This is a genomic window from Kribbella deserti (assembly GCF_042434725.1).
Lineage (GTDB): Bacteria > Actinomycetota > Actinomycetes > Propionibacteriales > Kribbellaceae > Kribbella > Kribbella deserti.
Genome location: NZ_JBHLTC010000047.1, coordinates 1 through 10,656, shown reverse-complemented (window position 1 = coordinate 10,656; position 10,656 = coordinate 1). Strand labels below are relative to the sequence as shown.

Genomic DNA, 10,656 nt, shown 5'->3' with positions numbered 1-10,656 from the left:
GGACGAGGACGTCCCGGCCAAGACCGAGCCGCCGTGGTCACGGCCACTGCCGCGGTCGTGCGTCCGCCTGGACGCACGATGGCGGGAGTGGTCAGCGCGAGAAGAGAGTGGAACCGAGCGAATGGGTGCTGTCGAAGCCCGGCAGGATGAGGAACGTCCCGGAGGCCGTCGTGGTGGCGAAGGCCATCAGCGCGTCCTGCTCGTCCAGCCGCTGCTGGGTGCGGATGAACGTCCGCAGAGTCCGCTGGAACGAGATGAAGATCAGGCCCTGGTCGCCGGCCCCGTGGGCATAGGAGTAGCTGCGGCGCAGCATCAAGCCGTCCGCGCCACTCGGCAGCGGATGTGCCCGGCGCACATGAGCGTCGACCGGAATCAGATAACGACCGTCGTCGGTTTTGGCATTCAGGTCGGGGGCGGTCCCAATGGTGCCACCGGACAGTGGCGCACCGTCCGAGCGACGGCGGCCGATGGCCCGTTCCTGAGCGACGACGGGCTGCCGGGTGAATCGGTCGATATCCAGCCGAATCAGCCGGACGACGGCGATCGTACCGCCGCGGACGGCCGCCGGGCCGTCGAGCCAGACGTCGTGATCGAGCTCCGGCTGGGTGCGCGGAACGTTGACGCCGTCGTAGAAGCCGAGCAGGTTCCGCGCGCCGGAAGCGTCGACGAAACCGCGGACACCGTTGGACTGCCATCGGGTGGTCGCGGCCGTCCCAAGGACGGCGGCGATGCTCTGGTCGGCGAGTGTGGCGATCGCGGGATCGTCGGCACAGATCTGGATGAGCAGATCGCCGCCGCGGTGCTCAGCGGGAATCTCCTCGCGGCCGAAGCGTGGCAAGTCCTGGGCGCCGGGCGCGGCCGGCCCGAGCAGATCGCGGACGACGGCTGGTCCGAGGCCGACGGTCACCGTCAGGCGGCTGACCGGGAGGCCGGCCAGGTGCGCATCGGTGCCCGCTGTCAGCGACAGGATTCGCCGGCCGAGTCGGGCCAGCGTCGTGGCGAGGCCGGGCCGGCTGGTCAGGTCGGCGATCCGGATCGTCACGTGCGCCTGCTGATCGGGCGGCGACGCGATACCGGCCTGATGTCTGCCTGCGGCCGCGACGGTCGCCGTACCGGGGTGGTCAACCGGAGCGGCCACCTGAGTTCGGTCGACCGAACAGCCGGCGGCGCCGGCGGCCAATCCACCGGCGAGCAACAGCCGTCGGCTGAGTAATCGATCAACTTCACTCTGTGATGGGAGCTCCATGCCGAGATCGTATAGAGACCTGGTCCGCCTGACGGCAACCGGTGTCGTGCTGGGGCTGGTGATGGCATCGTGTGCGTCGCCGGGAGAGCCCGAGGGCGGCGGCCCGGTGACGATCGAGGTCCCCGGCCGGGCCGCGACCATCGGCGATGCCCTCGCCGCGGCACGGCCTGGCGACACGGTTCTGGTGTCGCCAGGCGTGTATCGCGAATCGGTTCAGGTCGACAAGGCCGGCGTCACCGTGCGCGGCACAGATCGCAACTCCGTCGTCATCGATGGTGAAGGTCTGCGCAGCAACGGCATCGTGGTCACCGCCGATCGGGTGGTCGTCGAGAACCTGACCGTCCGCGGTCACAACCTCAACGGCGTACTGGTGACGGGGATGCGAGACGACAGTGGCGGGCTGGCACGCGGTAGCGACGGTTACCACCGGCTCGATCCGGCGAAGTTCCCTCCGGTCAAAGGCTTCGCGGTGCGATACGTCACCGCGGCGAACAACGGTCTGTACGGCGTCTACGCCTTCGACGCCTTCGACGGCGTGATCGAGCAGAGCTACGCCTCCGGCCACGCCGACTCCGGGTTCTACGTCGGCCAGTGCAAGCCTTGCCGGATCGTGGTCCGCGACAACGTCGGCGAGTTCAACGCCGTCGGCTACGAACAGGCCAACGCGAGCCAGGAGGTGTACGTCGTGCGGAACCGCTTCTCCCACAACCGGGTCGGGCTGACGATTCTTTCGGACTACCAGGAGGCGTTTGTGCCGCAGCAGGACGCCGTTATCGCCGGCAACCTGGTGACGGCCAACAGCGAGCCGAAGACTCCCGCGCAGGCCGACGGCGCATTCGGGGTCGGCATCGGAGTCGCCGGGGGGCAGCGGAATCAGGTTCGCAACAACCGTGTCACGGCCCACCCGGCCGCCGGCATCGCGATCGGGTCGTCGGAGGACATCGCGCCGATCCGGAACCGGCTGACCGGCAACGTTGCCGAGGGCAACGCGCTCGATCTGGCCTATACGGCGACCAAGCGGGCGCCGGGGGTGGGGAACTGCTTGGAGACGGCCGGATCCTGGCGAACGCTGCCGGCCGGGCTGGTGTCGCAGTGGCGGTGCTCCGCAGGTACGGCGGCCGTGGCGCGGGCTGGTGTGCGGATGCCACCGGTGGTCGAACCGGCGGGAATCTCGTTCCGCGCGGTGGGGACGCCACCGCGGCAGCCCGGGATGCCGGAAGGGGAGCTGGGCAGGCCGGCGGCCCAGACGCCGGACTGGCTGCGGTTGCCGGTGCCTGCGGCCACGCTGTTCGCGGAACGGGTGCGAGCGCGATGAGCAGATCGAACCGTGGGGTGGCGGCGATTCTGGCCTGCTTGCTGGTGTGCCTCGGGCTGGCCGGCTGTGGCCGTGCGGCCGAACCGGAGCCGGCGCCGGCTTCGAGGCCGGTCAGCGTGGCCGAGGCCGAGCGGCTCGCGGTCGTCCGGTTCAACAACTACGACCGGCGGTGGGCCGCGTTCCGGATGACCGTTCCGGGCGACCCGCGGTTCGAGTTGGACGGCCGGGTCGACTGGGGTGGGCACCTTGGTTATGCCCGGATCAGTTCGCCGACGGCCGGTACCGGCCTGATCAAGTGGAGCCTGGGTTCGCTGGCGATCCGGACCGGCGCGGTGGCCGGGCTGCCCGGGCGAGCACCGGCGGACGGATGGCGGGTTCGCCCGCTGCAGGCCAGCCGGTCGAGCTTGGACGTGGCGCTGGCGCTGGTTCTCAACCTGGCGGCCGACCGTCCGGAGAACCCGTTGCTGCTAAGGCAGAACGGCGCACGCTGGGTCGGTACGACGACGACCGGCGGACAGTCGTTGGACATCTTCACCGGACCAGCCGAAGGGGGCCGGGAGAGCAAGCTGAAGTACTACGTGGATGCGACCGGCCGGCTCCACCGGTTCGATGCCGCCCTCGTCGGCAGCATCGAACCGGTCACGGTCCAACTGACCGACACCACGGCGATGGCCATCCCGCCGTTGCCTGCTCTTCCCACCCCGTCGGCGGTCCCGCGGTCCGGTTAGCTGTCGCGTACTGCGTCGATCCGGCGGCTGGTTCGTCGTCCATGCCGGCGCCGCCGCGGCACGTCGTCGTACGGACGTGGCGCGGCGGTGCCGGGATGAACTGGGTATTACTCCAAGAACAGGTGTGCGATGAAATAGGTGACCGCGGCCACCGCACCTGCCGCCGGGATCGTCAGCACCCAGGCGGTGACGATGCCGCGGGCAACACCCCAGCGAACGGCCGAGACGCGCTTGGTGGCGCCCGCGCCCATGATCGACGTGGTGATGGTGTGGGTGGTCGAGACCGGGGCGTGCAGCGCGATCGCCATCACGTACAGCACCGAGGCAGCGGTGGCCTCCGCGGCGAATCCGCGCGGCGGGTCGAGGGCGATGATGCGACGGCCCAGCGTGCGCATGATCCGCCAGCCACCCGAGTACGTGCCGAGCGAGATCGCGCCGGCTGCCGCGAGCACGACCCACAGCGGGATCGGGTCCTCGGGCCGGACATGTCCGGCGGTCAGCAGCGCCAGGAAGATGACGCCCATGGTCTTCTGCGCGTCCTGCAGACCGTGCCCGAAAGCCATCGCCGCCGCAGAGACCGACTGCGCGATCCGGAAGCCGCGGGTGACCCGGCCGGGGTTCCGCCGCCGGAAGAACCACAGAATGGCGGTCATCAGCACGAAGGCGCCGAGGAAACCGACCAGCGGTGACACCACCATCGGGATGACGACCTTGTCCAGGATGCCCTGCCACAGCACGGTGCTGGACGAGGCGATACCCGCGCCGGTCAGACCACCGATCAGCGCGTGCGAGGACGAGGACGGCAGGCCGTAGTACCAGGTGATCAGGTTCCAGACGATGGCGCCGATCAGCGCCGACAACACGATCACCAGGCCGTGCGTACCGGTCGGGGCGGTGATGATGCCCTTGCCGACCGTGGCGGCGACGCCGGTACCGACGATGCCACCGGCGAAGTTCGCCACCGCGGCCATGATCAGCGCGACCCGCGGCGTCAGCGCCCGGGTCGACACCGAGGTGGCGATCGCGTTGGCCGCGTCGTGGAAGCCGTTCGTGTAGTCGAACGCCAGGGCGATCACGATGACCGCCACGACGAGTGCGAGCTCCACCCGTCAGCTCTCCTTGACGGCGATCTGCTCGACCGTGTTCGCGACGTGCTCGAACGCGTCGATGGCGGCCTCGAACAGATCGACCACGGACTTGACCTTCATCACGGTCAGCGCGTCGAACTCGCCGCTGAACAGCTTCGCGATGATGCGGCGGTGGACCTGGTCACCGGTGTTCTCCAGCCGGTTGATCTCGATCCAGTACTCCGCCAGGTCCTTCATCGTGCGCAGCCGCGGCATCGTCTCGGCGGTGAGCGAGGCGGCCCGCTGCAGCACCTCGATCTGCTCGGCCACCTCGGCCGGCAGGTTCTCGAGGCCGAAGAGGTGGATCGAGTCGACCGCCTCTTCCATGTAGTCCATGACATCGTCGAGGTCCGACGCGAGGCGATAGATGTCCTCGCGGTCGAACGGCGTGACGAAGGTCGAGTTCACCCGTTTGATGATCGCGTGGGTGGTCTCATCAGCCGCGTGTTCGGCATCCTTCATCTGGCGGGCGATCTCACCGCTGGCGTCGAGGCCGGAGCCCGCGCTGGTGTCCAGCAGATCGGCGAGGATCCGGGAACCATCAACCAGATGGTTCGCGGATTCGGCGAAGAGATCGTAGAACGTCGGGTCGTTCGGACGCAGACGTAACGGCACTTCAAACTCCGGATGAACGAGGGACAAGCCAGGAACATGCTAGGGGCAACTGACCCCTGACGATGCATCTGCCCGGTCAAATTACTCCGGGTGGTTGAATTCCCCGCCTGAGACCGACTTAAGCGTGACAGCGCCGTCTCAGCGTGTTACTACCGCGTACAGATCGAAAAGGCCCACCATGAGCACGATTCCGGCCGCGAGCCGCAGTACCCGCTCCGATCCGAGGTTGGGTGCCTGCGACGACCTGTGCAGGTTGCGATAGACGGCGCCGACCGCCGCCCAGCAGCAGAGCGCGACCACCGCCACCACGATGCCGAGGCCGAGCCGCACCGGCGAAGTCCCTGCGCCGGAAGCGATCAGCAGGACGGCGTTCGCCATCAGGCCGAGCGCGGTACGGCGCCAGGCGAGCAACGTGCGCTCGGGTTGCAGGCCCGGATCCCTGGTCATGCCGCTGTGCCGCGCTGAATGGGCGTGGGCCTTCCGCCGTGGCCGACGGGCATTGACGCGATGGTTGCCGTGGTCATCGAAGCAGGCTGAAGAGCAGGCCGGCCAGCCCGACGAGACCGAGGGTCACCGCGAACAGCAGCGGCAATCGGCTGGCCGGCAACGGCGCATCCTGACGCATCGCGGCCGTGTTCCGCCGCCAGCGCTGCCAGGCGCCGAGCGTGGCGACCATGCCGGTGAGTACCAGCACCACGCCGATCACCTTGGATAGCGTTCGCTCCCCGTCGACCTCAAGGAACTGAACCGCCGACAATCCACCGGCGTAGCAGGCCAGCGCCGTACGCAGGTACGCGAGATAGGTCCGCTCGTTGGCCAGCGTGAAGCGGTAGTCGGGTTCGTGCTCAGGTTGGGTCATTGATCACATTTGACCAGGTCACGGCGTTCCTTCAGCGCAAGCACCCGCTGAACGCTCTGCCCGAGTTGCCGGGCGAAAACCGGATCGGCATCGGCCTTCGCGACCAGCGCGTCCACCATCGGCCGCACCAGCCCGGCGTCCGCCGTGATCACGATGTCCCCGCCCGCGGCGACGAACCGGGTGGCCCGCTGCCCGACCGGGACGGCCTTGACCTCGGCGGCGACCCCCAGGTCGTCCGAGATGACCACACCGCCGTACCCGAGATCCCCACGGAGCAGGTCCCGGATCACGATCGGGGAGAACACGGCCCGCTGTTGCGGGTCGATCCGCGTGTAGGTGGCTGTGGCGATCATCACCATGTCGGTCCCGGCCGCGATACCTGCCGCGAACGGTTTGAGCAGCGGATCGTTCCGCGTGGTGACGCCGTCGACCACCCCGGCGGAGAAGTCGGTGTTGCCGCGGACCCGCCCGAGGCCCGGGAAGTGCTTGACCGAGGTCATCACGCCTGCCGAGCTCATCCCCCGCACGAAGGCGGCGACGGGCCCGCTGACGGTGTCCGGCGTACTGCCGAAGTTCCGGTCGAGAGCCCCGATCGGCTCGTTCCGGTCGCCCACTGAAGCCGGTACGACGTCCGCGACGGGCGCCAGGTCGACGTTCACCCCGACGCCGGCGAGTTCGCGCGCCCAGGCGGCGGCTTTCGCGGTCAGGCGCGCGCTGGTCCAGGTGCCCTGCTCCCGCGCGGAGGGGATCCGCTCGAACCCGCTGCCGCGAAGGCGTTGCACCTTGCCGCCTTCCTGGTCCGCCGCCACCAAGGGCTGGACGCCGTACTCCCGGCCGACCGCACCAACCGCGTCATGGACAACGTCCCGGACCTCCGCGACGCTGCCACCCGCGCCCATCAGCAGTACGCCGCCAGGCTGCTCGGCGCGCAGGGTGGACCGCTCAGACGAGCGCACGCCGGTGGCGCGTACGCCGCTCATGACCAGTTGGGCGGCCTGCTCCCGCAACGACATGGCCGAAATCACCTTGCGGATGCAGTTGCTACCCGGGGTGGTCGGCTTCGTCGAGGTGGTCGGCGTGCTGGTCTGGCCGGACGGCTTGGGCAGCGTCGTACTCGTTGGGCCGCTTGAACTCTGCAGCGGTGGCGGCGTGGGCGACGGACCCGCCGTGGGGTTGTCGGCGCATCCGGCGGTTACCAGGGCCAGGGACAAGAGCAGGACCGGTACGGCCGGCCGACGACGCCACGCGGGGATATTCATCACTGCACATTCTCACCAACGGCTCCAAGCCGTCGCGGTGGCCTCACTCCGCCGGTACGACGCCTGGGCTGTTCTCCCACTGGGCCTTGTCGTACGTGCCCCCGGCATGATCGGCCAAGGTGGCGCAGATGTCGTACAACTGGGCGACCTGTTCCGGCGACAGGGCGTCGAAGACCAACTGGCGAACCGTCTCGACATGACCGGGTGCCGCGTCCCGAAGCACCTCGCGGCCCTTCTCGGTCAGCACCGCCTCCTGGCCACGCCGATCGCTCTCCACGTCCTGACGGCGAACCCAGCCGTTCTTCTCCAGCCGGTCGACCGCATGCGACAACCGGCTGCGCGAACCGAGCGTGGCCAGCGCGAGCTCACTCATCCGCAACCGCCCGTCGGGAGCATCCGAAAGCCGCACCAGGATTTCGAAGTAGGTATGCGGCATACCGGAGTCGCGCTGCAACTGCTGCTCGATCTTGCCGTTGATCACCCGCTGCGCCGCGATAAACGCACGCCAGGCCCTCTGCTCGTTCTCATCCAGCCAACGCGGTTCCGCCATCCCCGAAGCCTAACCACTTATCGACACCTAGTGGCCCGTGTCCGAGGATCCTTGAGTGATTGAGGTGGTCAGGAACCTCGGACACGGGCCACTTCGCCGGTCTTTGGCTTGTTACTTCTTTCGATGGCGCGTCTGGTCAGGGTGAGGCAGACGAGACGGGAGACCACCATGGCGACGTAGCCCAAGCCTGCAAGCTGTTCCAGCATCACCACGGATCGTCCGTACGGGCTGACCGGTACGACGTCGCTGAGCCACGTACTCGACAGAGTGGTGAAGCTGAGGAACAGCAGCTCCATCCAGGTGCGATCGGCGGTCGGATGTGGCGAACAGCTCGTCCGTACTGACGTCGTGGTCGGACAGCATGTACCGCAAGAGGCTGTAAGCGGCGTATCAACGACAGCACTACGGCTGGAAGGCCGAGGCAGACGCTGACCCAGGTCAATCCAGGTGTCGCCAGACCGAGAACACCGCCAGCGTGAGCACGATGATGCCGAGGATTTCGAACGCCACCCGCCCGATACCACTGCCGCTGGTCGCCATGGCCGGATAAACCAGCACTCCGAGAAGCTGCACCACCAGCAGAACCGCCGATGGATGCCTACGCGCACTAGAGACAATCAGCATGCCAGCGGACCCTGCCCACCCAACGCCCCCACACCCCGCACAACTGCGGCGCCGGAAGGCACTTCTAGGCGCTCACGGTGCCTACGGCGCCGGCCGTCTCCGGAGTGCTGGGCGTCTCCGGAGTGCTGGTGGCTTCCTGGGCGCGGGAGGCGACGATCGCGGCGCGGCGGGCCAGCCGGTGCTCACGGCGGATTTCGGCCTCGCGATGACGCCGGCGATCGTTCTCGGTCTCCGGCAGAACCGGCGGCACCCGCCGCGGTTTACCTTCAGCGTCCACCGCGACGAACACCAGGTAGGCCGTAGCCACATGCACCTGCGGCGTCACCGAATCCCATCGATCCGCCGTGATCCGGACGCCCACCTCCATCGAACTCGACCCGGTCCAGTTCACCTGCGCGCTGAAATGCACCACATCCCCGACCCGAACCGGCACCAGAAATGTCATCTCATCCATCGAAACCGTCACCGCCGGCCCCTCCGAATGCCGCGCGGCCACCACGCCCGCGACCGAGTCCACCAGCGTCATGATCACGCCGCCGTGCACCGTGCCGACCAGGTTCGTCTCGTTCTGAGCGGTGATATGCGACAACGACAACCGGGCCGCCGACGTAGGCCGCGGCTCCAAAACCTCAGACATCCACATTCCTTCCAGTCCCCCGCAACCCACCACCATCGATGCCGGCCCACCTTCAACCACCACCACGCCGCACGATACGTGCCGCCCCACGCGCTCCAACCACCCCACCTCCAGCAACCCAATCCGCGCGTCTCCTGACCGCAAGAAGCCGCATTTGCCGCGACGGCGGTTATCCACAGCGGCTGAACTCGACCCGAATTCGGGCATCCGCGCTCGTACCTTCCCTGCCAAGAGGAGGTGGACATCATGTTCTCCAAGGGAAGTTCGACAACATCACTGGATCCGGTGCTCGCGCCGCTGTCCAGAGCGGCGGCCGAGCGCCTGGTGCGACTTGCGCAGGCGGCTGCCGCGACGCGCGGGCTGCGCGTGCGGTACGACGGCGCCGGCGCGTTGATCACCGCCGACGGCGCGGTGGCCGGCCTGACAAATCTGGCCCGGTCCGTCGCTGGGCAGCCATCGCAGCACTGGCAGGAGCTCGTCGAGGATCATTTCGACCGACTCGTGCGCTGGGTGGGCCATCCCCCACTGCCACCGGCGAATCCGCTGGGCGAGGTCTACCTGCGCCTTGTCACAGCGCAGAACATTCCGGCCGACTGGTGTGACCAGCTGCCGCAGTTCCTGCCTGGCGTGCACATGATGGCCGCGACCCAAGTCGACGGCGCCATCGCCCTGCATCTCGAACCAGACCGCCTCGGCATGAGCAAAAGCGAGGTGCTCACCGCAGGCCTTGCGAACCTGCGCCGCCTAACCGACACCGTGGAGTACCTGATGTTCGACGACGCCGTCGTCGCGCAAATCGGCGATTCCCCCTTCGCCGCCTCCCGCGCACTCGTGCTCGACACAGTGCTCCGCGAGACCTTGTTCACCGAAAACCCGTCGTACGGCGTGCTCGCCTCGATCCCCACGCGAGATCGTCTGCTGCTGCACGTCATCCGCGACGAAAGCCTGGTCGCGGCACTGGCCCTCATGAGCACCCTCGCCGTCGATGCCTACACGAACCACCCCGGCCCAATCAGCCCACACGTCTACTTCGTGCACGACAACGACTGGGAGCGCCTCACCGACACCGACGGCACCACCCTCCGCCCCGACCTGAGCCCCCAAGTCCTGCAAACCATCCACCCCCTCCTGGAATAACACCCTCGAACCAGTCGACGCAGCCACGCCGGCAGACCCAGAACAGCCGGTCAGTCCGCGCGGAACGCGAACGGGTTGGGCGGCGCCAGGCGGTCGTGCGGCGCCGGGCGGTATTGCGGGCCGGTGGTATTGCGGGACCGGGTTGTACGGCGCTTCGCGGCGAGCCGCTGACTGGAAGGACCCTTCGGACGGAGGGGACGTTCCCGGACCGGTGGCTGGCTACAACCCCAGGTCAGCCAACCGGCTTCACCCCGCCCGCTACCTCGCTCGGCTCACCCCGCGCCGTTCGCCCGCCCGCTTCCCCCGGCGCGGTTCGATCTGCGCGTTGATCCACGAATAGAGGAGGCAGAGCATGGCCGTTATCGCTTCGGCCGGGGATCGCGATCGGGCGGCACCCCGGTGGAGTGCCGCCCGATCAGGTGGTTCGGCTATGGCGTCGTACGTCGGCGCCCTAGCGGGTCCTCCCGTACGGCGGGAGGGGTTGGCGCGTCGGTCAGGACGCCGGCATCAGCACGGAGTCGATCAGGTAGACCGTGGCGTTGGAGGTCTTGACGCCGCC

13 protein-coding genes are annotated in these 10,656 nt (G+C 68.3%); 3 read left to right on the top strand and 10 right to left on the bottom strand.

Translation table 11 applies throughout. From position 1 onward, the window contains the following. Positions 1–91: 91 nt before the first annotated feature. The gene (locus tag ACFFGN_RS34310; protein ID WP_380056829.1) at positions 92–1,246 is read right to left on the bottom strand and encodes a Dyp-type peroxidase; all 1,155 of its coding nucleotides are present in this window, start codon (positions 1,244–1,246) and stop codon (positions 92–94) included. Between ACFFGN_RS34310 and ACFFGN_RS34305 the strand changes: the two genes are divergently transcribed. Both ACFFGN_RS34305 and ACFFGN_RS34300 read left to right on the top strand, forming a co-directional pair. After that, on the top strand, positions 1,245–2,561 hold the full coding sequence (locus ACFFGN_RS34305) for a right-handed parallel beta-helix repeat-containing protein (RefSeq protein WP_380056826.1): 1,317 nt from the start codon (positions 1,245–1,247) through the stop codon (positions 2,559–2,561). The two genes, ACFFGN_RS34310 and ACFFGN_RS34305, sit on opposite strands and share 2 nt — an antisense overlap. Next, on the top strand, positions 2,558–3,289 hold the full coding sequence (locus ACFFGN_RS34300) for a hypothetical protein (RefSeq protein WP_380056824.1): 732 nt from the start codon (positions 2,558–2,560) through the stop codon (positions 3,287–3,289). Before ACFFGN_RS34305 ends, ACFFGN_RS34300 begins: the two co-directional genes overlap by 4 nt. Before the next feature lie 107 nt (positions 3,290–3,396). Here the strand turns inward: ACFFGN_RS34300 and ACFFGN_RS34295 are convergent, their stop codons facing one another. The 9 genes from ACFFGN_RS34295 to ACFFGN_RS34255 form a co-directional block, all read right to left on the bottom strand. Continuing rightward, a complete protein-coding gene (locus ACFFGN_RS34295) occupies positions 3,397–4,395 on the bottom strand; it encodes an inorganic phosphate transporter (protein WP_380056821.1) in 999 nt (332 codons plus the stop codon). A 3-nt stretch (positions 4,396–4,398) separates the two neighbouring features. Continuing rightward, positions 4,399–5,031 (bottom strand): DUF47 domain-containing protein, encoded by a 633-nt coding sequence (locus tag ACFFGN_RS34290; protein WP_380056819.1) that lies wholly within the window; start codon positions 5,029–5,031, stop codon positions 4,399–4,401. Between the two features lie 138 nt (positions 5,032–5,169). Beyond that, positions 5,170–5,478 (bottom strand): DUF202 domain-containing protein, encoded by a 309-nt coding sequence (locus tag ACFFGN_RS34285; RefSeq protein WP_380056817.1) that lies wholly within the window; start codon positions 5,476–5,478, stop codon positions 5,170–5,172. Positions 5,479–5,551: 73 nt separating this feature from the next. Continuing rightward, positions 5,552–5,890: a YidH family protein gene (locus tag ACFFGN_RS34280; protein WP_380056814.1), complete on the bottom strand. Its 339-nt coding sequence runs from the start codon at positions 5,888–5,890 to the stop codon at positions 5,552–5,554. Beyond that, on the bottom strand, positions 5,887–7,149 hold the full coding sequence (locus ACFFGN_RS34275) for a glycoside hydrolase family 3 N-terminal domain-containing protein (RefSeq protein WP_380056812.1): 1,263 nt from the start codon (positions 7,147–7,149) through the stop codon (positions 5,887–5,889). Before ACFFGN_RS34275 ends, ACFFGN_RS34280 begins: the two co-directional genes overlap by 4 nt. 43 nt (positions 7,150–7,192) lie before the next feature. Beyond that, positions 7,193–7,699, bottom strand: coding sequence for a MarR family winged helix-turn-helix transcriptional regulator (locus ACFFGN_RS34270; RefSeq protein WP_380056810.1), 507 nt, complete (start codon positions 7,697–7,699; stop codon positions 7,193–7,195). 68 nt (positions 7,700–7,767) lie between these two features. Then, complete coding sequence (locus tag ACFFGN_RS34265) at positions 7,768–7,995, bottom strand: ion channel (protein WP_380056808.1); 228 nt, start codon at positions 7,993–7,995, stop codon at positions 7,768–7,770. Between the two features lie 142 nt (positions 7,996–8,137). Beyond that, positions 8,138–8,323, bottom strand: a complete 186-nt coding sequence (locus ACFFGN_RS34260; RefSeq protein ID WP_380056806.1) for a hypothetical protein — start codon at positions 8,321–8,323, stop codon at positions 8,138–8,140. 64 nt (positions 8,324–8,387) lie between these two features. After that, the gene (locus tag ACFFGN_RS34255; RefSeq protein WP_380056804.1) at positions 8,388–8,960 is read right to left on the bottom strand and encodes an acyl-CoA thioesterase; all 573 of its coding nucleotides are present in this window, start codon (positions 8,958–8,960) and stop codon (positions 8,388–8,390) included. 246 nt (positions 8,961–9,206) lie between these two features. Here ACFFGN_RS34255 and ACFFGN_RS34250 point away from each other — a divergent pair, with 246 nt between their 5' ends. After that, positions 9,207–10,097 carry a DUF1444 domain-containing protein gene (locus tag ACFFGN_RS34250; RefSeq protein ID WP_380056802.1) on the top strand — a complete coding sequence of 297 codons (891 nt, stop codon included), beginning with the start codon at positions 9,207–9,209 and terminating at the stop codon, positions 10,095–10,097. Positions 10,098–10,656 lie beyond the last annotated feature (559 nt).

Coding starts and splice junctions, on each gene's coding strand:
- ACFFGN_RS34255 (WP_380056804.1), bottom strand. CDS start 8,960: ATGTCTGAGGTTTTGGAGCCGCGGCCTACGTCGGCGGCCCGGTTGTCG.
- ACFFGN_RS34285 (WP_380056817.1), bottom strand. CDS start 5,478: ATGACCAGGGATCCGGGCCTGCAACCCGAGCGCACGTTGCTCGCCTGG.
- ACFFGN_RS34260 (WP_380056806.1), bottom strand. CDS start 8,323: ATGCTGATTGTCTCTAGTGCGCGTAGGCATCCATCGGCGGTTCTGCTG.
- ACFFGN_RS34300 (WP_380056824.1), top strand. CDS start 2,558: ATGAGCAGATCGAACCGTGGGGTGGCGGCGATTCTGGCCTGCTTGCTG.
- ACFFGN_RS34265 (WP_380056808.1), bottom strand. CDS start 7,995: ATGGAGCTGCTGTTCCTCAGCTTCACCACTCTGTCGAGTACGTGGCTC.
- ACFFGN_RS34270 (WP_380056810.1), bottom strand. CDS start 7,699: ATGGCGGAACCGCGTTGGCTGGATGAGAACGAGCAGAGGGCCTGGCGT.
- ACFFGN_RS34275 (WP_380056812.1), bottom strand. CDS start 7,149: ATGAATATCCCCGCGTGGCGTCGTCGGCCGGCCGTACCGGTCCTGCTC.
- ACFFGN_RS34305 (WP_380056826.1), top strand. CDS start 1,245: ATGCCGAGATCGTATAGAGACCTGGTCCGCCTGACGGCAACCGGTGTC.
- ACFFGN_RS34310 (WP_380056829.1), bottom strand. CDS start 1,246: ATGGAGCTCCCATCACAGAGTGAAGTTGATCGATTACTCAGCCGACGG.
- ACFFGN_RS34250 (WP_380056802.1), top strand. CDS start 9,207: ATGTTCTCCAAGGGAAGTTCGACAACATCACTGGATCCGGTGCTCGCG.
- ACFFGN_RS34280 (WP_380056814.1), bottom strand. CDS start 5,890: ATGACCCAACCTGAGCACGAACCCGACTACCGCTTCACGCTGGCCAAC.